Origin of the sequence: Nibricoccus aquaticus (assembly GCF_002310495.1) — a bacterium.
In the GTDB taxonomy this organism is placed as follows: Bacteria; Verrucomicrobiota; Verrucomicrobiia; order Opitutales; family Opitutaceae; genus Nibricoccus; species Nibricoccus aquaticus.
The window spans coordinates 1,910,524-1,933,827 of record NZ_CP023344.1; the positions used below are offsets into that span (position 1 = coordinate 1,910,524).

19 protein-coding genes are annotated in these 23,304 nt (G+C 63.4%); 9 read left to right on the forward strand and 10 right to left on the reverse strand.

Translation table 11 applies throughout. The annotated features are described in order from the left end of the window. The first annotated feature begins 118 nt into the window (after positions 1–118). The 4 genes from mqo to CMV30_RS07785 all read left to right on the forward strand — a co-directional run bounded on the left by mqo (position 119) and on the right by CMV30_RS07785 (position 5,030). A complete protein-coding gene (gene mqo, locus CMV30_RS07770) occupies positions 119–1,618 on the forward strand; it encodes a malate dehydrogenase (quinone) (protein ID WP_096055483.1) in 1,500 nt (499 codons plus the stop codon). 19 nt (positions 1,619–1,637) lie between these two features. After that, positions 1,638–2,141, forward strand: coding sequence for a hypothetical protein (locus tag CMV30_RS07775; protein WP_096055484.1), 504 nt, complete (start codon positions 1,638–1,640; stop codon positions 2,139–2,141). Positions 2,142–2,238: 97 nt separating this feature from the next. Beyond that, a complete protein-coding gene (locus CMV30_RS07780; RefSeq protein WP_096055485.1) occupies positions 2,239–3,708 on the forward strand; it encodes a rhamnulokinase in 1,470 nt (489 codons plus the stop codon). A gap of 134 nt (positions 3,709–3,842) precedes the next feature. Next, complete coding sequence (locus CMV30_RS07785) at positions 3,843–5,030, forward strand: SAM hydroxide adenosyltransferase (RefSeq protein ID WP_096055486.1); 1,188 nt, start codon at positions 3,843–3,845, stop codon at positions 5,028–5,030. Between the two features lie 272 nt (positions 5,031–5,302). Here the strand turns inward: CMV30_RS07785 and CMV30_RS07790 are convergent, their stop codons facing one another. Both CMV30_RS07790 and CMV30_RS07795 read right to left on the reverse strand, forming a co-directional pair. Next, on the reverse strand, positions 5,303–5,899 hold the full coding sequence (locus tag CMV30_RS07790) for an HAD family hydrolase (protein ID WP_096055487.1): 597 nt from the start codon (positions 5,897–5,899) through the stop codon (positions 5,303–5,305). Positions 5,900–6,056: 157 nt separating this feature from the next. Then, positions 6,057–7,022 carry an MBL fold metallo-hydrolase gene (locus CMV30_RS07795; protein ID WP_096055488.1) on the reverse strand — a complete coding sequence of 322 codons (966 nt, stop codon included), beginning with the start codon at positions 7,020–7,022 and terminating at the stop codon, positions 6,057–6,059. A gap of 176 nt (positions 7,023–7,198) precedes the next feature. On the opposite strand from CMV30_RS07795, the gene CMV30_RS20680 reads away from it, so the two are divergent. The 3 genes from CMV30_RS20680 to CMV30_RS07810 all read left to right on the forward strand — a co-directional run bounded on the left by CMV30_RS20680 (position 7,199) and on the right by CMV30_RS07810 (position 14,148). Further along, positions 7,199–10,093 (forward strand): transporter substrate-binding domain-containing protein, encoded by a 2,895-nt coding sequence (locus tag CMV30_RS20680; protein ID WP_175414776.1) that lies wholly within the window; start codon positions 7,199–7,201, stop codon positions 10,091–10,093. Between the two features lie 344 nt (positions 10,094–10,437). Further along, entirely contained in the window at positions 10,438–12,939 is a 2,502-nt protein-coding gene (locus CMV30_RS07805) for a circularly permuted type 2 ATP-grasp protein (RefSeq protein WP_096055490.1), read from the forward strand. 120 nt (positions 12,940–13,059) lie between these two features. Further along, positions 13,060–14,148, forward strand: coding sequence for a vitamin K epoxide reductase family protein (locus CMV30_RS07810; protein WP_096055491.1), 1,089 nt, complete (start codon positions 13,060–13,062; stop codon positions 14,146–14,148). A 202-nt stretch (positions 14,149–14,350) separates the two neighbouring features. Here CMV30_RS07810 and CMV30_RS20685 read toward each other — a convergent pair whose 3' ends face one another. From CMV30_RS20685 to CMV30_RS07825, 3 genes are all read right to left on the reverse strand, one after another. Beyond that, positions 14,351–15,301: a DUF1573 domain-containing protein gene (locus tag CMV30_RS20685; protein ID WP_138223192.1), complete on the reverse strand. Its 951-nt coding sequence runs from the start codon at positions 15,299–15,301 to the stop codon at positions 14,351–14,353. A gap of 144 nt (positions 15,302–15,445) precedes the next feature. Then, positions 15,446–15,766, reverse strand: a complete 321-nt coding sequence (locus tag CMV30_RS19795) for a hypothetical protein (protein ID WP_175414777.1) — start codon at positions 15,764–15,766, stop codon at positions 15,446–15,448. 70 nt (positions 15,767–15,836) lie between these two features. Further along, the gene (locus CMV30_RS07825; protein WP_175414778.1) at positions 15,837–17,090 is read right to left on the reverse strand and encodes a mechanosensitive ion channel family protein; all 1,254 of its coding nucleotides are present in this window, start codon (positions 17,088–17,090) and stop codon (positions 15,837–15,839) included. Positions 17,091–17,262: 172 nt separating this feature from the next. Here CMV30_RS07825 and CMV30_RS07830 point away from each other — a divergent pair, with 172 nt between their 5' ends. After that, positions 17,263–18,243, forward strand: a complete 981-nt coding sequence (locus CMV30_RS07830; protein ID WP_096055494.1) for a TerC family protein — start codon at positions 17,263–17,265, stop codon at positions 18,241–18,243. Between the two features lie 63 nt (positions 18,244–18,306). Here the strand turns inward: CMV30_RS07830 and can are convergent, their stop codons facing one another. From can to CMV30_RS07850, 4 genes are all read right to left on the reverse strand, one after another. After that, positions 18,307–18,966 carry a carbonate dehydratase gene (gene can / locus CMV30_RS07835; RefSeq protein ID WP_096055495.1) on the reverse strand — a complete coding sequence of 220 codons (660 nt, stop codon included), beginning with the start codon at positions 18,964–18,966 and terminating at the stop codon, positions 18,307–18,309. A gap of 173 nt (positions 18,967–19,139) precedes the next feature. After that, on the reverse strand, positions 19,140–19,550 hold the full coding sequence (locus CMV30_RS07840) for an Hsp20/alpha crystallin family protein (RefSeq protein ID WP_096055496.1): 411 nt from the start codon (positions 19,548–19,550) through the stop codon (positions 19,140–19,142). Positions 19,551–19,620: 70 nt separating this feature from the next. After that, complete coding sequence (locus CMV30_RS07845) at positions 19,621–20,061, reverse strand: Hsp20/alpha crystallin family protein (protein ID WP_096055497.1); 441 nt, start codon at positions 20,059–20,061, stop codon at positions 19,621–19,623. Between the two features lie 277 nt (positions 20,062–20,338). After that, a complete protein-coding gene (locus CMV30_RS07850; protein WP_096055498.1) occupies positions 20,339–21,364 on the reverse strand; it encodes a Gfo/Idh/MocA family protein in 1,026 nt (341 codons plus the stop codon). Positions 21,365–21,594: 230 nt separating this feature from the next. On the opposite strand from CMV30_RS07850, the gene CMV30_RS07855 reads away from it, so the two are divergent. Continuing rightward, positions 21,595–22,767, forward strand: coding sequence for a MalY/PatB family protein (locus tag CMV30_RS07855; protein WP_096055499.1), 1,173 nt, complete (start codon positions 21,595–21,597; stop codon positions 22,765–22,767). Between the two features lie 88 nt (positions 22,768–22,855). Here the strand turns inward: CMV30_RS07855 and CMV30_RS07860 are convergent, their stop codons facing one another. After that, positions 22,856–23,299, reverse strand: coding sequence for a thiol-disulfide oxidoreductase DCC family protein (locus CMV30_RS07860; RefSeq protein ID WP_096055500.1), 444 nt, complete (start codon positions 23,297–23,299; stop codon positions 22,856–22,858). Positions 23,300–23,304 lie beyond the last annotated feature (5 nt).

The window sequence follows — 23,304 nt, forward strand, 5'->3', positions numbered from 1 at the left end:
ACCGCCATCCCCGCAGCCTCTCTTAAGCGTCGCCCACGCCCGCCTTATCTCTGATCCCGCAGGCCGTTTCCCCCCTTGATTGCCCGCGCCGCGCCCTGTTACCTGCGTCCTCCTTTTTATGCAGAACTCCAATCATATCGAGAACCCGGACGTCATCATCGTCGGCAGTGGTGTCATGTCCGCCAACCTCGGCGCGCTCCTCAAACGATTGGACCCCACGCTCCGCATCCAGCTCTACGAAGTCACCGACGGCCTCGCTCAGGAAGCCTCCCACGGCTGGAACAACGCGGGCACCGGCCACGCCGGCATCTGCGAGCTCAGCTACACGCCCACGCAAAAAGCCGACGGCACCGTCGACGTTTCCAACGCCATCAAAATCTTCGAGCAGTTCGAACGCTCCCGCCAGTTCTGGGCCTACGCCGTCGCCTCCGGCATGGTCGACAAGCCCAAGGAGTTCGTAAACCCGCTCCCGCACATCAGCTTCGTCCACGGCGCGAAGTGGGTCGATTACCTCCGCGCCCGCCACAGCGCCATGTCCGCGCACCATTTCTTCCAGGAAATGGAATTCTCCACCGACCCCGCCCAAATCGGCTCCTGGGCCCCGCTCCTCACCGAAGGCCGCGGCAACGTCCCCATCGCCGCCACCAAGATGGACAGCGGCACCGACATGAACTTCGGTGCCATCTCCCGCAAACTCCTCGCCTGGCTCGCGAAACAGGACGGCTGCAACGTCGCCGACAATCACCGCGTCCTCGACCTCGACAAAACCGCCGACGGCTGGGACGTGAAAGTCCGCGACCTCAAATCCGGCCGCACCTTCCGCAACCGCGCCAAATTCGTCTTCCTCGGTGCTGGCGGCGGCAGCCTCAAGCTCCTCCAAAAATCCGGCATCCCCGCGAGCAAAGGCCTCGGCGGTTTCCCCATCGGCGGCCAGTGGATCATCTGCGAAAACCCCGCCATCGTCGCCCAACACCAGGCCAAGGTCTACGGCCAGCCCCTCGACGCCGCGCCCACCATGGCCGTGCCACACCTCGACACCCGCATCCTCGACGGCAAAAAGACGCTCCTCTTCGGCCCCTTCGCCTCGTGGACGACCAAGTTCCTCCACCGTAAGGGCAGCGTCATGGACCTCCCCGGCTCCGTGAAACCGCACAACCTCGGCACGCTCCTCAAGATCGGCGCCACCAACCTCGGCCTCGTCAAATACCTCGTGCAACAAGGCACGCAGAGCATGAAGGACCGTCTCGACGTCCTCCACGTCTTCTACCCCGCTGCGAAAAAAGAAGACTGGAAACTCATCGACGCCGGCATCCGCGTCCAAGCCATCAAGAAGACCGATGGCCAGGCCGGCATCGTCCACTACGGCACGGAAGTCATCACCAACGACGAGAAGACCATCTCCGCCCTCCTCGGCGCGTCACCGGGTGCGTCGGTCTCTGTGCACATAGTCCTCGAAGTGATCCAAAAATGTTTCCCGCAACTCCTCGCGAGCAATGAGGGCAAAGCCCGCATGAAGGAAATGATCCCGACCTACGACGTGGATATCAAACGCCCCGAAAACGCCGCCTTCTTCCGTGAGGTCGCCCAAAAAGCCCAACAAAACCTCCAGCTGATCTGAGGCTGTTGGGCAAAACCGCATGATCTTTCGCGAGCAAAAGCCGGTTCCCGTTGAGAAGCTTACCGAGGTGCTTCTGCGCAAGCATCCCGTTTGGGAATTCTGCAACGACGACGAAGCAGGAGAAACACTCGTGCGTCCGGTGAAGAAGCTTCCGATCACATCTGCTGACAGTCGTCTTCTCGCTTGCGAACTTCAGCTCGCAGACGGATCGCGACTCTTCGGATTTTTCGGGAATCTCTCACTGAATAAAAAGGATCGTAATCAGCATTTCCTCACTTTGTCGGTTTTCGTAAACGGATCTATCGAGCACCTAGCACGCTACCATGACTACGACTTCGAAGATCACGGCCCGTCGTGGCTCGCGAAGAAACTTCGAAAGAAAGAAGAGGAGATCTTTCCCATAAGCTACGATCTTTCGGCCTCGGTGAAAGGAGATGCGGACTGCGTTCGCGGCTCAATTCCACGCGAGCCGAAGACGAAACTTTCGAGAAGCGAAATCATCCAACTCGCGGTTTCCGGATGAAAAGGACTCCGCCAGCCGTCCCGCATCGCACACCCAAAACGCCTCTGTGCCCTCTGTGAATCCCTCCGTGTCCTCTGTGTAATTTCCGTCCTCCGTCATGCCTTCCGCATCCTCCAAAGCCAAACCCGCTTCGTCCAAACCCACCTTCTGCGCCGCCGTTGATCTCGGAGCCACCAGTGGCCGCGTCATTCTCGGCGCCTGGTCGAAAAACAAACTCACGCTCACCGAAGCGCACCGCTTTCCGAATACGTTCCGCTCCCTCGGCACAAATGACTACTGGGACATCGGCGGACTCTGGCACGAAGTGCAGACCGGCCTCCGCAAAGCCATCGCCCTGCTCCCGAAAGGCGCGGTCCTCGCCTCCGTCGGTGTCGACACCTGGGGCGTCGACTACGCCCTCGTCAACGACGCCGGCCGCCTCGTTTTTCCCGTCCACGCATACCGCGACGCCCGCACACAAGCCGGCCTCAAAAAACTCGGTGACACCCGCGCCGCCCTCGAACGCGTTTACGCCGCCACTGGCATCCCCAACGTCTTCTACAACTCCAGCCTCCAGCTCGCCGAAGCCGTTGCCAGCTGCCCCGCCATCGAAGACCAGGCCACGCGCTGCCTCTTCCTTCCCGATTATTTTAATTTCCTCCTCTCCGGCCGCATGGCCAACGAGCTGACCATCGCCAGCACCACTCAGCTCCTCGACGTCCACTCGACCGACTGGTCGCGCGCCACGCTCGATCACTTCCACATCCCCGCGCAGTGGTTCAGCAAACCCGTGCTCGCCGGCACCAAGCTCGGCACCGTCACGAGCCTGCCCGAACTCAAAGGCGTCAAAGTCATCGCCGTCCCCGGCCACGACACCGCCGCCGCCTACGACGCCATGCCCGCCGCCGAAGACGGCTCCGACCTCTTCCTCAGCTCCGGCACCTGGTCGCTCGTCGGCTTCGAAAGCGACTCACCCGTCCTCGGTACCGAAGCACTCACTACGCGTGTCGCCAACGAACGCATCGGCGACGGCCGCTACCGCCCGCTCAAAAACGTCATCGGCCTCTGGCTCCTCGAAGGCGTCATGAAGTCCTTCGCCGACCGCCCGAAGAACGACAAGGAATGGGCTGCCCTCATCACCGCCGCCGAAAAACTCCCCGCGCCCAAAACGCTCCTCGACACCGGCGATCCGTCGTTCGCCAACCCGCCGTCGATGAAAGCCGCGATCGACGCCCACCTCAAAAAACGCCGCGCCCCCGCGCCTAAAAATCTCCCGACCTACGTCCGCCTCATCTGCGACTCCCTCGGACAAGGCCACGCCGAAGCGAAGTCCGCCTTCGAACGCATGACCGGCCGCACCTTCAAACGCATCCTCATGGTCGGCGGCGGCTCGAAAAACCGCCTCCTCTGCCAGGCCACCGCCAACGCCGCGAACGTGCCCGTCATCTCCTTCAGCCTCGAAGGCACCGCCGTCGGCAACCTCGCGAGCCAGCTCATTTCCTTGGGCGCCGTGAAAGACCTAAAAACCTTCCGCCGCCACCTCGCCGCCGACCTCAAGCAGACCACCTACACGCCTGCGAAACGCTAATTTCACCGTCATCACTCCTCGGCGCCTCATCACCAAGCGCCATCTTTTATAGGTCCTATAGGTCCCATGAGACCTATAGGACCTATTTGTTTTCTCCCCCTCGCCACCACGCTTCCCACGCACACACTTTACTCATGCCGCGCCTTCTTCTCGCGATCCTCACGCTCTGCGTCTTCTCGCTCGTCACCGTAAACGCACAGTCCCCGACACCTCGTCCCAAACCACCGGCAAAAGCCCCCGCCACCCTCCCTCCCCTCGACACCGGCGAACTCGAAGCCGGCGCCAAATTCGCCATCGCTCGCCCTCTGAATTGGAACGGCTCCGTCCTCCTCATCGCCCACGGCCTCCGCGCTGAAAACGAACCCATCGTCGCCGACCTCTTCCCCGACCGCCTCGCCCACAAAACCCTCCGCGACGAAGGCTGGATCATCGCGAAAACTTCCTACCGCCGCAACGGCCCGATCATCGCCGACGCCATCACCGACCTCGAAAACCTACGTGCCCACATCGCGAATACCTACGGCGAACCCAAACGCGTCATCGTCGAAGGCGACTCCATGGGCGGCCTCATCGCCACCATCATCGCCGAACAACCACCCGGCGATTTCCCCAAATACCACGGCTGCATCGCCGTCGGCGCCGCCCTCAGCGCCCGCGAACCCAACGGCACACTCGGCATCAACCTCGGCACCCAGCTCCCGCTCATCCTCCTCACCAACCGCTCCGAACTCACCGGTCCCAAAGCCTACGTCACGCCCCTCACCCCGTTCCCCCGCGAGACGCGCACCGTGCAACCCGTCCTCTTCCGCGTCAGCCGCGACGGCCACGTGAACGTCAACCAGCACGAACGCCTCACCGCCCTCCGCGCCCTCAACGACTGGCTCGACCGCGGCCCCTCCGCTCTCCCCAAACCCGCCGAAGGCACCGAGTTTTTCGACGCCACCCACGAACCCGAACCCCAACCCTCGCTCGTCACCTTCGACGCCGACCGCCGCGGCTTCATCACCCGCGTCACCGAAGTCACCGCCGTTTACGGCAACGTCGCCATCGACGCCCAACCCTCCGACTTCGCCTCCACCGGCATCGCCCGCAACGCCTGGTTCCAAATCACCGCCCACGACGAAAACCGCCGCGTCATGTACGGCCGCGATTTCTCCGCCGTGAAACGCGGCGAATGGATCGCCTTCCCCAACGCCGACGGCTTCTTCTGGCTCGCCCGCAATTTCGAAAACGCCGCCAAAACCGCCGACCTCAAAGTAGGCGACGAAATCCGCATCCGCGCCTACGACAAAGACCAAGCCGCCGCGCCCACCTACGAGTGATTTCCTCCGCGATAGGGCGGGTTATCTCCAACCCGCCGGTTCACCTCTGCCGCTTTCCGAATCCATCCTGTCCCTCCTGTTAATTCTGTCCCAACTCCGTCTCCCCGGCGGCATCAGCCGCCCTTCCGCCACCCCGCCGGAGCTTTGCGAGAGGCCGCACGTCGAGAATCGCCCTTTGGGCGATTCCTTCAGTGGTTAAAAACTCCGTCTCCGACTCCCCGCCCTTCCGGCTTTCCGACTCTCGGGCATTCTACGCACCCGCGCGTGTCCTCTCACTTCCGGCTCGCCACCCGCACGACCTTCATCCCCGCCGCCAGCGCCGCCTTGATCCCCGGCTCAGCATCCTCAAACGCGAGACACTTCTTCGGATCCACGCCGATCCGCTGCGCCGCGAGCACGAACATATCCGGCTCCGGTTTCCCGCGACCCGGCGCCACATCGTCCGGCGTGATCACCACTTTGAAAATATCCTCCAGCCCCGCCGCGCGAATCGCCGGAATCGCGATCTCCGGCTGCCCGCCCGTCGCGATCGCCACCGGCCTTGTCTTCGCGACCTTCCGCGCAAACGCCACCACCGCCTCGATCCGCTCCACCTGCGCGATGCGCTCCAGATAAAGCGCCTCCTTCACGTGCGAAACCGCATCCGCATCGACCTTCATCTTGTAGTGTTCGCCGAAAATCTCCGCCACCCGCCGCGTCGGCACGCCGCCGAGCGAATAAAACAAATCCTCACTCAACGGCACCGGCAGCCCAGCCCGTTTCATCGCCTCGCTCCACGCGATGAAGTGCAGCGGCATCGTGTCGATGAGCGTGCCATCGAGATCGAAAATATAACCGTCAAAATCGCCTGCGGGAATATCGAGTTGCATGAGCGATCATCCCACCCACCCGACTCGCTTCTGGCAACCCCGGCGCGCGATTAGCGCGCCCCTCCGCACCGGCTGGCGCAGGCGATCAGCCGAATCCTCACTTCTAAAATTTCGCCCATTGGCGAAATTCATGAGCGGTTCTCAACCCTCCGAACTGTCACCCCTTCCCCTCCGTCAGCTCATCATACGCCACACCCAGATTGCTCCCCAACCGGTTCGGCAGCTTCTGATGAAACTCCGGAAACGCCGGCAGATTCTCCAGCGCCACGATCTCGCTCTTCGCCTTCCCCGCCGTGATCTGCCCCTGCGTGTACTCCAGCAGTCCGCTTAAATAATCCCGCAACACCAGCAACTGCCCGCGCTCCAGCACCACGTCACGCCCCTCGCCCGCGTGCCCCGCGATATAGAGCGCATCTGCCGGATACTCCTTCGTCACCTTCTCCAGCACGCCGATCCAACTCGCGATCTTCGCGCCGCCCGGCCGATCAATCACCGGATAAACCCGGTTGAACAACAAATCGCCCATGTGAACCACATTGGCCTTCTCGAAAAGCACCACGATGTCGCCCTTCGTATGCGCCGGCCCGAAATATTTCGCGCTCACCACTTCGTCGCTGAGCGCCATGCTCCACGTTTCCGTGAAAGTCGTCTCCGCGATCACCAGATCCTCGACCGGCTTTTTATCCCGGATCGCGCGCGCCTTCATGAGCTCCGGCACAGCCGCGTGCGCCACCATCTTCTTCGCGACCGGACGAAACACACCGTTTCCTCCTGTGTGATCCCCGTGGTAGTGCGTATTGATCACCACATCGATCATCCGCTCCCCGCGCTCCGGCAACCCCGCGAGACATAGCGTCGCCGTCTCCGGAAACTGCGTGTCCACCACCGCCAGCGCCTCGCTCGTCGCCAGCCAGCCAATCGTGCCGCCGCGCCCCGTGAAAATCCCCACATTCCGCCGCAACATCCGGAACTCCGTCTTCAACGCCGCCGGCTGCGTCCCCGGCATCGCCACCGCCGGCATCCCTCCGCCCGCCGGCGCCGTCTGCGCACCCAGTCCATTGCGAAACCACAACCCCAACGCTGCCACCGCAGCGGTATCGGCCAGAAAACGACGACGGTTCATAAGCCCATCCCGCCAGCAACTCCCGCGCCGCACAACCCCGCCACAGCCGAACCGTCCCGATCCGGGACCAGGGAAATTTCCCGCCACAGAAGATGACAGAAGATTGCAGCGCCGCCGTCTCTGCTCATGGTGACGTTTGCTTTCACGTTCGCAGGCTTCGCTTCCCCCTCCCTCGCGTGCCCACGCCCCTCCTTTCTTTTTTCCGTTCGCATACCCCGCTCAGCCGAAGGCTAGTCGGTTTTATCGTTCTCTTAATCGGCCCATTCACAGCCTTCGCCCGGGCTGATGATAAAGCCGCCACCCCTGGCCCTTCGCCCGGCCCACTCCCCCTGATCGCCGGTGCCGCCAGCGATAGCTTCCCCAAATCCTACATCGGCAACACCGGCCGCTGCGAAGGCTTCTCCGTCGACCTCCTCGACGCCGTCGCGCGCGTCATGAATCTCCGCATCGACCGCATTGTCGCGCCCTCCGCCGAACTCCACACCCGCTTCCAGACCGGCGAATTCGACCTCCTCCAGACCTACAGCCCCGGCCCCGGCCGCGAACTCTACGCCGATTTCTCCGTGCAGTTCATGAACCTGCAGGGCGCCGTCTTTATCCGCAAAGACTCTCCTCACCTCAAAACCATCGCCGATCTCTCCCAAGCCGACCTCATCATCGTCGGCCGCGGCAGCGTCGCCGAGAAATTCTTCGCCGATTACCAGATCGTCCCGCGCAAAATCACCTACGTCAGCTCCGTCCAGGAAGCCCTCCGCCTCATCGAACACGGCCAGCACGACGCCGTCTTCGCCTCCCGCCTCACCGCCCTCTCCCTCATCGAGCGCGACCGGCATAAAAACATCCGCATCCTCGGCGACCCCTTCGACGGCTACGACGTCCAGCACTGCTTCGCCGTCCATAAAGACGACCCCCGTCTCCTCGCCCGCCTCAACGAAGGCCTCGCCATCCTCCATCGTACCGGCGAATTCGATACCATCTACCGCAAGTGGTACGGCCACTTCGACGCCCCCCTCTTCACCCGCGAACAAGTCGTCACCTACGCCGCCGTCATCCTCGCCTTCGCCTCCCTCGCCGCCCTCTGGGGCCTCCTCCGCCAGCGCGCCCTCCGCCGCCGCCTCTCCGCCCAGGCCTCCCGCCTCGTTGAGCAAGAAGCCATCCTCGCCGAAGCCCAGCAAATCGCCCACGTCGGCCACTGGAGCTTCACCCTCGCCACCCGCCGCATCGACTGCTCCGCCGAAGCCCTCCGCATCCTCGATCGCGATCCCGCCCTCGGCCCCCTCACCTACCTCCGCCTCCTCACCCTCATCCCCGCCTCCGAACGCTCCTCCGCCCACCGTTCCATCCGCGAGGCCATGCTCATCGGCTCCGCCTGCGAAATCACTCTCACCCTCTCACCACGCCACGCTCACCGCAAAATCGTCCACGCCACCCTCCGCGCCGAACGCGACCCCGACGGCCGCGTCTCTCGCATCTTCGGCACCCTTCAGGACATCACCCGCCTCATCACCGCCGAGGAGCGCCTCCGCGCCCGCGACCAGCTCCTCCTCGCCCTCTACGAAAACGCCCCCAACGCCATGGGCGTCGTCGAACCCGCCGCCGACTCCTTCCGCTTCGTCTCCGCCAACCCCGGCACCGCCCGCCTCCTCGGCCTCAACTCCGCCCACCTCGCCGGCCGCCTTGTCAACCAGCTCGGCCTCCCCGACGACGTCGCCACCTTCTGGACCACCCTCTTCCGCGACGCCAACAACCGCGCCGATAACCTCCGCCTCGAACGCGTCCTCCCGTCCTTGCATCGCCACTACGCGATCACCCTCATCCCCCTCGGCGGCGCCGGCGCCGAAGCCCGCCCCCAGGTCTGCTACCTCGCCGAGGACATCACCGAACGTAAGCAAATCGACGCCGAGGTCGCCCAAGGCCGCAAACTCCGCGCCATCGGCGAACTCGTCGGCGGCATCGCCCACGAATTCAACAACCTCCTCACCCCCGTCCTCCTCAAGACCGAGCTCCTCGCCGACGAACTCCGCTCCCAGCCCCACCTCCTCGCCGAACTCCGCGCCATCACCCACGCCTCCCAGCGCGGCGCCGACCTCACCCGCCGCCTCCTCGCCTTCGGCCGCCGCTCCGACTCCGGCGAAGAAGTCGTCCACCTCCCCGCCCTCGTCAAAGCCAACCTCGACCTCCTCCGCTCCACCATCGACCGCCGCATCGAACTCGCCTCCGACATCCCCAACTCCCTCACCCCGCTCTACCTCAACGCCACCGACCTCCACCAGATCGTCCTCAACCTCCTCCTCAACGCCCGCGACACCCTCATGGATAAATTGGAGCGCGCCCCCTCCAACCCCTGGCACCCCCGCATCAAAATCCAGGCCGCCGGCCTCAAGACCGCCCCCGCCGACACCGAATCCACCCCCGACCGCCGCATCCTCGGCTGGATAAATCTCACCGTACAAGACAACGGCCTCGGCATGACCCGCGAAATCCAGGAACGCATCTTCGAACCCTTCTACACCACCAAAGGCGTCGGCAAAGGCACCGGCCTCGGCCTCGCCACCGTCTGGCACCTCGTCACCCGTATCGGCGGCAAAATCAACGTCTCCTCCACCCCCGGCGAAGGCAGCACCTTCCAAGTCTGGCTCCCCCTCTTCTCCCCGCCACCCGCCGTCCCAGCCGGTACCGCGCCCGCCCCCGCCAAAGAAGTCTCCAGCCGCCGGATACTCCTCGTCGAGGACGACGAACTCGTCGCCCAGACCCTCGCCACCGCCCTCCGCCGCCTCAAACACGACGTCACCCACATCGGCCACGGCACCGAAGCCTGGCGCCACCTCGCCGCCAATCCCGACTACGACCTCGTCATGCTCGACATCGACCTCCCCGGCCTCAACGGCGTGGAAATCGCCCGCCGCCTCCGCGGCACCCGCTTCTCGGGAAAGATCCTCGTCGCCAGCGGCCGCCTCGCCGACCACGAGCTCCGCGAACTCCGCGGCCTCAAGATCGACCACATCCTGGAAAAACCCTTCACCCCCCAGGCCCTCCAGCTCGCCCTCCAAGCCTGCCTCCACACCCCGTAGCCACGAGCACCAGCGAGTGGTTCCACCGGCGCCTGCGCCCGGAACGCAGGTTATCCAACCCGCGAGAACGCCCCTCCCGCGAAACTCCGCCAAACGTCCCTCCGCTCGGACTCGCCTGCATCCGCTGGATTTGCGACGCCCCTCATCGCCCCCGCCCCCATCGTTCTCTTTCCTCTTTCTCGTACTCTTTCTCCCTCCGTCGGCCCACCCCTCCCCAACGGCACGATATTCGCTAACCGCGCTCGGTCACTGGTCACTGGTCACTGGTCACTGGTCACTGGTCACTGGTCATTGGTCATTGCGCGCCTCGCGCACCCTCTTTTCCTTCCCGCCCTCCGCCACTCATGCCCGTCGAATTCTCCAGCCTGCCTCGCCTGCGCCCCGCGCAACTCCGCGCCGTCCGCAGCCGCCTGCAGCTCCTGATTCGCGACGCCGGCCAGACCGATCTCTCCCCCGAGGCCGCGCATCCGCACGCCCCCTACTGGCACCTCGAACCCGCCCCACTCGTCCTCGCTCCCGCCGAATGGGCCACCCTCGAAGCCGCCTGCATCCAGCGCGCCCGCCTCGTCAACGCCCTCCTCGCCGACGTCTATAACACGCAAGAAGTCCTCCAGGCCGGCATCCTCCCGCCCGAGGTCATTCTCGGCGATCCCTACTACCGCCGCCCCTGCCTCCGCCTCGATCCCACCCGAGCCGATCCCGCCACTGTCATCCGTTTCGATCTGGTGAAAACCGCCGAGGGCTGGCTCTTCACCGACACCCGCGCCAACACCCCCATCGGCCTCAGCTACGCCGTCCAAAACCGCCGCTTCCTCTCCCAGGAAGCCGGCGAACTCTACGGCGCCCTCCCCGATTACCACAGCATCATCAATTTCCCGCTCAAGCTCCTCGCCGCGCTACACGACCTCTCCCCCCGCGCGTCCGGCGAAGCCTCCATCGTCATCCTCACCGCCGGTCCGCACGACCCGTTCTACTCCGAACACAGTTTTCTCGCCCGCAAGATGGGCCTCCCCCTCGCCCGCGGCGACGACCTCCTCGTTTTAGACAACCGCGTCTACTTCAAAACCATCGCCGGTCTCGAACCCGTCGACGTCATCTACCGCCGCCTCAACGACGCCCACATCGACCCCGTCGTCTTCTCCACCGACCGCGAGACCGCCGGCGTCCCCGGCCTCCTCCAATGCATCCGCCACGGCACCGTCGCCATGGCCAACGCCATCGGCACCGGCCTCGCCGAATCCCGCGCCCTCGAAGCCTACCTCCCGCGCCTCATGCGCTTCTACTTCGGCGAAAAACCCCTCCTGCCTTCCGTCCCCACCTACACCTGCGGCGACACCGACCAGCTCGACTACATCCTCGATTCCTACACCGACCTCCGCATCCGCCCCATCCACGACCCGCGCCTCGGCGACAAACATCTCCTCGAACAACTTCCCTTTCTCGTCGGCCCCCGCGGCCTCGCTCCCGAGGTATCCAAAAACCCCTTCGCCTACGTCGCCCAAAAAGCCGTCCAGCGCCTCCCGCTCGACACCGGCTCCACCCACACCCCCGGCTTCACCCTCTCCCTCTTCGCCCTCTCCCACGGCCGCCACCGCACCGTCCTCCCCGGCGGCCTCGTCCACATCGGCGCCAACGAGCCCCCGCGCGACCGCGTCGGCGTCACCGCCGACACCATCGTCCTCCAGGACACCGCCACCAGCGAACGCGACCCCGCCGAAGCCGAAGCCCACCCGCCCGCCCCGCCCCGCTCCGTCCTCGGCTCCCGCTCCGCCGAAAACCTCCTCTGGCTCGGCCGGTACCTCGAACGCGCCGAAGTCACCGCCCGCATGCTGTCCATCTTCGACGACGTCGCCCTCGAAGAAATCCCCGCCCGCGACCGCCACCGCTGGCTCCCCATCTGGCGCGGCCTCTTCGAAGCCACCGGCCACGCCGCCGAAAAAATCACCCCGCGCGCCAATCCGCAAAACGCGCTCTCCACCGATCTCATCTGGCGCATGACCCTCTCCTCGCGCCACCCGAGCTCGATCTTCTCCTCCATCGGCATCGCCTCCGAAAACGCCCGCCAGCTCCGCGACCACGTCAGCCCCGAATGCTGGGTCATCCTGAGCCGCCTTCACGCCCGCCTCGCCACCCTCTGCCGCCCCGAAACCGCGTCCCCCTCCGACCTTCAACCAACTGCGGACGCGGCCTCCGACACCGACGAACTCCGCCGCAAAAACGCCCAGCTCGCCACCCAGGCCGTCACCACCGAGCTCAACGCCTTCCTCGGCACCGCCGAGCGCACCATGCTCCACGACGCCTCGTGGCACTTCCTGCGCATCGGCCAGCACCTCGAACGCGCCATCATGACCTGCAGCGCCCTCCGCTACGTCCTCGGCGCCATCGACGAAGAAATTCGCGCCACCTCGCCCACCTCTCAACCCCGCGAAAACCCCGAGCTCTCCGCCCTCCTTCGCATGTTGGGCTCTCAGGACGCCTACCGCCGTATCTACCAAACCCGTACGCGCCCCCGCTTCGTCGCCGCGCTCTTCCTCCAGCAGCCCGATGCCCCGAGAAGCATCTGCCAGAATCTCCGTCAGATCCGCGAATCCCTCTTATCCATCCAGAGCGACCTCCCCGGCGCGGATGAAACCGGCGTCACCACCGTCAACGAACTCCTCCAGTTCCTCGATCACGTCACCCTCGACCGCCACTTCGACGCCACCGATTCCGAGACGCCCCTTCGCAGCCTCGAAGAAATCCTCTCCGAAGTCCTCGAACGCCTCTACGCCCTGCACCCCTTGTTAAGCGACCACTACTTCAGCCACCAAGCCCGCATCCCCGCCCAATCCGAACTCCACCTTTAGAGCCCGCGCTTGCGCAACGCCTCCGTCCCCACTGGTCATTGGTCACTCGGTCACTGGTCACTCCCTACCTCTCCGGTCCGGCCCTTTCGCCCTTCGGCCCTCACTCTTCTCTCTTCCAGCATGTCCGCCCGCCCCGCGCTCACCCAACTCCTGATCGTCGCCGGCCTCGCGCTCTCCGCCTATCTCGCCGCGCTCAAATTCCTCGCCCTCCCCTGCCTCGGCGCCGGCGGCTGCCACACGATTCTCCACAGCCGCTACGGCGAAATCTTCCGCCTCCCCGTCGGCCTCTACGGCACCCTCCTCTGGCTCGCCGTCATTCTTGTGCCCGACCGCTCCAAACGCGGCATGTTGCTCCTCCTCATGAGCGGCGGCTCCGTCATCTTCATGCTTCTCCAGTTCGCCGTCCTCCGCAGCTTCTGCCTCTACTGCACCCTCCACGCCCTCATCACCTGGGCCGTCCTCTGGCTCCACGCCGAAACCCCGCGCCGCTGGACCGCCCCCCTCGGCCTCGCCCTCGCCACCGGTGCCCTCCTCCTCACCCGCCACCAAATCGCCACCACCGCGGCCACTCCTGCTTCGTCCTCTTCCCTTCAACCTTCAACTTTCAACCTTCAACCGTCCGCTTCCTCCTCCTCTCAACCCTCAGCTCTCAACTCTCAACAATCCCCGCCCGCAGCCTCCTCTGCTGATCCCTCCTCCTCTCACTCTTCACCCTTCACCCTTCACGCTTCTTCCTCCGGCCTCTACTGGCTCGGCCCCTTCACCGAAAAAAGCCCCGCCCTCATCCTCAGCCTAGACTGCCCCGCCTGCCTCGACCTCCTCGAATCCCTCACCCAGCGCGCCTACGAAAACACTCCCGCCGGCCCCGCGCTCTACTTCAAGACGACCGACGCCAACCGCGCCCTCACCGAGACCTTCCTCGCCGCCGTCCTCTCGCAAGACAGCACCCCCCGCGACGCCTTCCTCTCGGTCACTACGCTCTTGCTCACTCAAAAAGACCTCGCCCTCAACTCCCCCGCCACCGCGTCGCAACAACTCGCCGCCCAATTCCCCGCCGCGTCCACGCGCCTGATACACGCCCGCCGCATCCTCGCCGATCAAACCCTCGCGCTCCAATCCGCCGCCCTCGCTGAAGCGACCCCGCTCTTCCTCCCCCGCGAAGGCACGCCCCGCGCCTTCTTCCCCCTCGAAGCCCTCTTCCCTCGCTGACCCGTGTAGGGCTCGACCTCGCGTCGAGCCGTTCGCGTCGAACCCGCTTTCCTGCTACTCGCGCAACGCACTGGTCACTGGTCACTGGTCACTGGTCACTGGTCACTGGTCACTGGTCACTGGTCACTGGTCACTGGTCACTGGTCACTGGTCACTGGTCACTGGTCACTGGTCATTCGCACGAGCGCCCCGCGCTCATGCGCTACTCCGCGCGCAAAATCACCGCCACCTCCAGCTCCAGTTCCTCCCCGCGATAAATCCGCAACAGCTGCGTCAACGCCCCCGCCTTCTCCGGCGTCACCGCGATCTCAAACGCCAGCCCCTCCGCCCCCGTTCCCACGATTGTCGCCGTCCCCTTCGACAACTCCAGCCGCGGCGGCACATCCCCGTCCCACCCCAGCAACTCGCCCTTCAGCCGCGTCTCCTTCCCGACCTTCCCCACCGGCATCACCAGCGGCGCCGGCTTCACCGACACCGCCGACGTCACACTCATAAAAACATTAAACGCCACCACCGGATTCACCGCATCCGTCGTCACCGCCGTCATCTTTACCATGTGATGTCCCGCCGGCGTTACCGCCTTCTTCGCGAGTCCCACCATAAACGTCTTCCCCTCTCGCCGGGCCACCGCCCCCGCCACCCAATCCGGCTCGCTCTTAACACTCACGACCTCCACCTCGCCCGCGTCCGTTCCGAGGTGAGTCAAAGTCACCTCTCCCACCGCCTCTTTGCCCCGCACACTCGGCGCCAGCGTCAGAAACGGCGGTGACACTTCCCACCGCTCATACGGCGACACTGTCACCTTCACCGGCACCACCACATCCCCGGCCGACGTCCGCACCACCACCCGCCGCGTAACTTCGCCCTGATAGCTCCGCGTCTCCGTCTTGATCGCCAGCTCCGTCCGCTCGCCCGCGCCGAGCGACTGCTTCCCCAGCGTGCCCGCCGTACAACTACAATCCGCCTGCACATCATAAATCGTCACCGCCTCCTTCCCCGCGTTCACCAGCACAACCTTAGACTCCACCACCGTATTCTGCGTCCGCCGCCCCAAATCCACCACCCCCGGCTCCGCCACAATCTGCGCCTCAGCCCCCAATACCCACCCTGCCAGCAACCACGCACAGATCATCGCTCGCAACATTTGCTTCATACCCGTCACCCTGCCGGGCCTCCGGCTCTCCGCAAGACAGCTTCCGCGAGCAGAGTCCCGGATCACCCGTTCTCGATCTCAAACGAAAGCCGGATCATATCCAGACAGCGCACCCCGCCCTCGAAAATGGGCGGATCCTAAACCTCAAAAAAAATCCTGCTCGATGCCCGTGATTCGAAATCCGTTCCGTTGATAAAACATCAACGGCCCCACGCTTGAGTTACCAGTGAGAGAACCTTGAGCCTTACCGAAGAAACCGACGGCGGCATCCTCGACGTGCTTTTCTCCATCAAAGGCGTCGGCGACTTCGCCCGCCTCCGCCAAAACGCCATCGCCCTCTTCGGCCGCACATATCGCGTCGTCTCTCTCGAAGACTTTATCGCCGTCAAAGAACTCCGCGCCATCGCCGCGAAATGGTGCGCGGGATCGATACGGTCCGGGGAGCGCACGCGGCCCGCCGGACACGGATCGAAACCATTTCCACCGCGCCCACTCCGCAGGAAAAACCGCTCAACCGACGGCCATCCGCCTCGCATCAACCCTCGGTCTTTTTCTTCTCCGCCATCTTCCGCGCGATCTCGCCCTCGAAAAGCACCGTCTGCGTCGGAAACGCGAACGACAACCCCCGCGTCTCCACCGCCTTGATGAACGCCAGGTTCAACCGCATGCGCAGCTGCATGTGCTTGTGGAAATCCGGGTCTTTAACGACATAGACCAGCCAGATATCGAGGGACGAGGCGCTGAAATCGCGGAAGTAACAAATCACCGACGTCGGATCGATTTCCTCCTCCGCCAGAAGCAGCCGCCGGATCTCGCCCACCAGCTCCTCCATTTGCTCCGCACTCGTGCTGTAGGTTAATCCCAGCACCTGCTCGACCCGACGCTGCGTGAACCGTGCGAGATTCGTGATGCTCTCCGACGCGACCGTCTTGTTCGGAATGACCACCAGCGCCTTGTCCACCCGCCGGATCTTCGTCGAGCGCAGCCCGATGTCCTCCACCGCCCCGGTCGTCCCTGCCACTTGGATCGTCTCCCCGATCTTGAACGGCTGGTCCACCGCCACCACCACTGATCCGAAGATATTCGCGATCGTGTCCTGCGCGGCGAGCGCCACCGCGAGTCCGCCGATGCCCAGACCCGCGAGAAACGCCTTCACGTCCGCCCCCAGGCTCTGCGCGATCATCAACACCCCGAACACGAAGAAAATCGCGAGCAGCGTCTTCTTGATCCACGGCATGAACGCCGCCACGCCCATCTTCTTCGCCACCGCCTTCTCGTGCAGATGATCGAGGACCGTGTTGAAGATCCTCAACAAAAACCAAAATACCACGAACGAGAACGCGATCGTGTACATATACCCGAGCATGTTGTCCGCCGAGGGCGTCAGCTTCAGCGCCTTGATCGCCGCCACACTGCCCACCACCAGGATCAGAGCGGTCACCGGCCCCTGCACCGCCCTGAACAACTTGTCGTCAACCGTCGTCTCCGTCCTCGCCGTCAGCTTGCGCAGGAATGCGAACAAAATGTTCACGACCACTTTGCAGACGATGAACGTGATCAACAAAATCGCCGCGCACGCGATATAACGCACCGGACCGTTCTCCGAATTCTGCACATCGAACTGCTCCAGAATCACGTCCACCGCATGCTCGATGAATTCCGGCGTCTCCGGCATTTTCACCTGACCGCTCGCCACCGCCGCCGCAGCCGCGGTCGTGTTCGCAGCCTCCGTCGCGCCACCTGCGGGCGCCGCGCTCTGCGCGAAAACCTGCGCGGCGGAAAAAAACATCAGGACCGTTAAAAGACGCTGCATCGAGTTCATGACCCGCCTTTCAATTCCGCTTCCGCCCGCTGTCAACGCCCCGGCTGGAAAACCACCCCCGATCTTGTAACCGGTAAAACCCAACCCCGGGCTTGCCCCGCGCATTCGCCGACAACCACACTCCGCCCCTCATTTTCCTATGATACTCGCCGTCATCGACCAACTCCCCCTCTGGGCCTGGGCCGCCTTCATGCTCTTTATCGTCGCGATGCTCGCGCTCGATCTGGGCGTCTTTCACAAAAACTCCCACGAGATCAAAACCAAGGAAGCCCTCATCTGGTGCGCTGTCTGGTTCACCCTCGCGATGGCCTTCAACGCCATCATCTACTTCTGGCGCGGCCCACAGCCCGCGATGGAGTTCTTCACCGGATACCTCATCGAGATCTGCCTGAGCGTGGACAACGTCTTCGTGTTCATCCTCATCTTCACCTTCTTCAAAGTTCCCAAGATCCACCAGCACCGCGTCCTCTTCTGGGGCATCATCGGCGCAGTCGTCATGCGCGCCCTCTTCATCGCCGGCGGCATCGCCCTCCTCAGCACCCTCGACTGGGTCCTCTACGTCTTCGGCGCCTTCCTTATCTTCACCGGCATCAAAATGGCCCTCCCCAAATCCGAGGAAGCCGATCCCGAGAAAAACATCGCCGTCCGCCTCGTCCGCAAATTCTTCCCCGTCACGCCGACATTCGTCGGCGGCAAATTCTTCACCACGATCAACGGCCGCCGCTACGCCACCCCGCTCTTCATCGTCCTCATCGCCATCGAGACCACGGACGTCATCTTTGCCGTCGATTCCATCCCCGCCATCCTCGGCATCACCAAAGACGGCTTCATCGTTTTCACGTCCAACATCTTTGCGATCCTTGGCCTGCGCTCCCTCTACTTCGCCCTCTCCGGCTCCATGCAGCTCTTCCGCTTCCTCGGCCTCGGACTCGCCCTCATCCTCATCTTCATCGGCGTGAAAATGGTCCTCACCTGGGATCTCCTCGGCGGCCACCACGTCCCCATCGGCCTCTCCCTCGGCGTCATCGGCGGCATCATTGCCGTCTCCGTCATCGCCTCCCTCGTCTTCAAAGAAAAGAAGCCCGATCACCCCGCTAATCTGCCTGGCTCACCTCAGTAACTCACCCGACTCCATAAAAAGCCAAAGGCGCCAACCACCCGGTTCGCGCCTTTTTTGTGCCGATCAATCCACCACCGGCGAACCCAGTTTCGAGCGCGAAGACCGATAAGCCGCCTCGAACGACTCATGACCACTCGCGGTCACTTGCAAATCGCGGAGATGGCCGTCCTTCAGACCATAAATCCAGCCATGCACGGTGAGTGATTGTCCGCGGTCCCACGCCGAAGTGACAACCGTCGTCTGGCAAACATTTGCCACCTGCTCGATGACGTTGAGTTCGCACAACCGGTCGAGCTTTCTGCTCTCCTCCGGGATCGCCTGAATACAGCAGTAATGCCGGTCCTTCACATCCTGCACATGCCGGATCCAGTTATCGACGAGGCCGTGACGCTCGCATTTCAAAGCCGCGCGCACACCACCGCAGCCCGAGTGACCGCACACGATGATATGCTTAACTTTCAACACATCGACGGCGAACTGCATCGCCGAAAGACAGTTCAAATCTGAGTGCACGACGACATTCGCCACATTGCGGTGAACAAACACTTCGCCGGGCAGCACATTGATCAGTTCATTCGCAGGCACACGGCTGTCCGAACAGCCGATCCACATGTAATCGGGCTTTTGCTGGCGGGAGAGTTTTAGAAAAAACTCCGGGTCGCGGGCCGTGATGTTGGCCGCCCAGGCCTTGTTTTGGTCGAGCAGGAACGAGAGATCTTCCATGGACGCGGATGGTCTGGCCGAAGCCGCTAATGTCCACATCGAAGCTTAGGCTCCGTCCGCCACTTTTCGCCTGATGTATGCAAAAAAGAGGCGCGGCCGAAACCGCGCCTCTCGTCATGAAGCTACCTGTATTTAACCTGGGAAACTCGCCCGCTTTTCGGGACTCGCCTTAATCAAGCCACCGCAATTTTGCGCGGCTTGCGTGCCTCCGCCTTGGGCAGAGTCGCTGTGAGCACGCCGTCGACCAGCTCGGCGCGAATTTTATCCACGTCGATCGATTGATCGTGCTGCAGCGAGAGTTCGAAGGGGCGTTCACCAGACTCTCGATAAAGAGAGGTCCAGCCCGCAGGCTGTTTCCAGGAACGTTCGCCACGCACCGTCAACACACCGTCTTCATCGGTGATGCTAAGCCCGGCTTTAGCCACGCCCGGCAGCTGAACGGTCAGCGAGTACGCGTCTGCTGATTCCGTGACGCTGTAGACCGGACGTACACCGGGCGTAACACCGGCGTCGGCGGAATTGTCAGCGACCGAATCAAGGGACGGACGAGCGAACGAGGGGATGAGAGAATTGAGAAGAGACATGATAAAATTTCCTTTGGATTAAGTGAGTTTGAATAAAACACGTGAGGGTTGGTTATGCGCTCGCCGGTAATTAATTCACCGTGACCGCGATTTTCTTGGGCTTGGATTCTTCCTTTTTCGGAAGCGTCACGGTGAGCACGCCGTTTTCGTAAGCGGCCGACACCTTTTCAGCGTCCACGTTTTCGGGAAGCACCACTGAGCGATTCAGCGCAACGGTTTCCTCGCTTTCGCCGCTCTTGGTTTTGCGCGTCGCCTTGAGGTTGAGATAACCGTCGACGACTTCGACACCGAGATCGGCGCGGTTGATACCCGGAAGCTCGGCACGCACATAGGCGTTTTCCTTGTCTTCAAAGACATCGACCGGGAAACGACCGGACGCAGGCGCGCCCACGACATGTCCAAGTGTGGACTCGAAAAGGCGGTCGATTTCGCCTTCGAGACCCGCCCACGGACTCTGCCGAAAGGACGAGATGAAACGATTGTTTGGATAGCTATAGCGTACGATTCTCATGGTAATTTTCTTTTGGGTTTAGTGGTCGAACCGAAGTTCGATTGAATGTCCCAAGTATAGCTTGCGGGATGCCGCAGCTCTCCGCGCAGCAAGTCGCCGAATTTCCGATACTTACCATTTTCGCACAATGCAGGCTGTGAAATTCTGTCCACCCTGCTGTCGCACTTACCGCGAAAAAACGTCACATTTCCATCTCTCTAATTCCCCAGCGCTTCCTTCTTTGCGCCTTCGCGCCTTTGCGTGAGCCCAACTCCGTCCTCCGCGCTTCCGGCTTTCCTCAATACGTCACGCCCACATCCGCCAGCCACCGATCCAGCGTCGCCTGATTCCCCAACGTATCGTCGAGACTCATCTCCGGCACTTCTTTCAGCCCCGCCGCGACCGCCTTCGCAAAAACATCCGCCTCCACCGCATAAAGCGGCAGCGGCGACTTCACCGCGATTTCCTCCGGCTGCTCCACGCCTTGCTTATGCAGCCACAAACTCGTCTGGCCGCCATGCCGCGCCGGATGCCACGGCGCCGGCACATGCAGCCAGCCGCCCGTCCCATAAATACGCACGCCCACTTCCTGCCTCAATCCGACACCCGTCGAAAGCACCGCGACGGTCCCATTCGCAAACTTCGCCACCGCGCCAGCGTACACGTCGATGCCCGTCTGCGGATGCACCTGCCCGAGCCCGTGAAACTCCACCGGGTCGGCAAACAGTTTTCCATCCGCCGCCCCCGCGATCAACCGTGAGAACGAAACCGGATAGCAGCCCACATCCAAAATTCCCCCGCCGCCGAGCTCCTTCGAAAACTGCCGCCCCGCCGCGTCGAACGGTTTCCAAAACCCAAACGCCGCCTGCACCATCCCGATTTTCCCGAGAACTCCGCTGCGAATAATCTCCACCACCTTCGCCGTCTGCGGCGCGCACCGATACATGAAAGCCTCCATGAACAACACGCCCTTCGCCCGCGCCGCCGAGACCATCCGCACCGTCTCCGACTTATTCATCCCCAGCGGCTTTTCACACAGCACATGTTTCCCCGCCGCCACCGCCCTGAGCGCCCACTCCAAATGCTGCGGATGCGGCGTCCCGATATAGACCGCCTCCACCTCCGCATCCGCGAGCAACGCTTCATAACTCCCGTGCGCCCGCATCGCCCCGCCATGCGCCGCCGCAAATTTCCCCGCCGACGACTGCGTCCGACTTCCCACCGCGACCACGCGACTGAACTCCGACTTGGCCACATCCACCGCAAATTCCGACGCGATCCGGCCCGTGCTGATAATACCCCAGTTCAAACGCGTGTTACTCATGCCCCGTCCCTAATCACTCCCTCCCGCCAAACGCACGCCCAACCTTTTCGACCCGTTCACACTCTCGCCGTCCAATCCTGTTAATCCTCTCAATCCTGTCCAAAACTCCGCCCTCCCCACGTTTCCCGTCCACTGTACCGCCTCCTGGCAAAAAACTCCGTGCCCCCGCCCGCCCTCCCTGCTTCATTCCCCACTCTCACTCTCCGTTCACCGTACGCATCGCACACCGCATGAGCTTCGACTTCGACACCGTCCACCCACGCCTCGGCACCGACTCCCAGAAATGGCAGAAGTACGAGGGCAAAGACATCCTCCCACTCTGGGTGGCCGACATGGATTTCCGCTCCTCACCCGCGATCATCGAAGCGCTTCACCGCCGCGTGGATCACGGCATCTTCGGCTACGCCCGCCCCACCAAGTCCGAAGTCTCCGCCGTCGTCGACGCGATGCAGCGCCGCTACGGCTGGACCATCGACCCGAGCTGGCTCGTCTGGCTCCCCGGCCTCGTCTGCGGCCTCAACGTCACCGCCCAAGCCTTCGCGCAACCGGGCGAAGAAGTCCTCTGCAACACCCCGGTCTATCCGCCCTTCATGACCGCCCCGCGCAACTCCGGACGCGTCTCCGTCACCATCCCGCTAGCGCTCGATTCCGCCGCCCGCCGCTGGGAAATCGACTGGGACGCCATGGAACGCGCCGTCACCCCGCGCACCAAACTCTTCTTCCTCTGCAACCCCCACAACCCCGTCGCCCGCGTCTTCCGCCGCGACGAACTCCAGCGCATCGGCGAATTCTGCCTGCGCCATAATCTGATTCTCTGCTCCGACGAGATCCACTGCGACCTCATCCTAGACGACATCCCTCACATCCCCACCGGACTCCTCGGCGGCGAGATCGCCAACCGCACCGTCACGCTCATGGCCCCGAGCAAGACCTACAACGTCCCCGGACTCGGCACCTCCTTCGCCATCATCAGCAACCCGCAACTCCGCGCCACCTTCGTCCGCGCCACCGCCGGCATCGTCGCCGAAGTCACCACGCTCGGCTTCGCCGCCTGCGAAGCCGCGTATCGGGATAGCGAGGACTGGCGCCAGGGCTTGCTCGCCTACCTCCGCGGCAATCGCGATTTCCTCCTCGATTTCACCGCCCGCGGACTCCCCGGCATGAAAATCGAAGCCCCCATCGAGGCCACCTACCTCGCGTGGTTCAACATCGAGGCCCTCAATCTCACCGATCCCGTCGCCCATTTCGAAAAACACGGCGTCGGCCTCAGCGAAGGCGCCTTCTTCGGCACGCCCCGCGGCAAAAACATCCGCCTCAACTTCGGCTGCCCCCGCGCCACCCTCACCGAAGCGCTCACGCGCATGAAACGCGCCGTCGCTGCTGCTCGCAGCCTCGCTTCTTAAAGCGTGGCTGCTCTATTTCGAGCCAAGCTCTTCAGCTTTCCGAGGTAGGGCGGGTTGTCCCTAAAATGCCGGCTCACCGTCGCCCGCTTTAAGGCAAAAACCGCGCCGCCCACTCCACCTTTGCCAGCGGCCTCGGCCGATACTCGCCGAACAACCGGTACCGCAGCCGCGCCACGACCTTGTACAACGGATCGCGCAGCCACCGCGGAATCACCCGCAACCACGACACCACCCGCCACACACCGCCGAGCTCCGCCAGCACCTGCAACACCCCGTCCGTCCTGGACCAGTGCGGCCCATCCTTGCGCGGAAAATCCGGCACGAAAATCAAGCTGTCGAAATCCTCCGTGGGCAACCCGCGCTCCCGCAAAATCGCCTGCGCCGTCGGCCCTTGAAGGGGCGCGAACCGCAGCGTGCCCGCTTTATCGATACGCAGCAGCAGCCGTACGCACGCGTTGCACAGTCCACACGTCCCGTCGTACATCAGCAGCGGCGTGCGACGAAGGGCTGTCTCGGGTACGTGGGTGGTCATGGGTG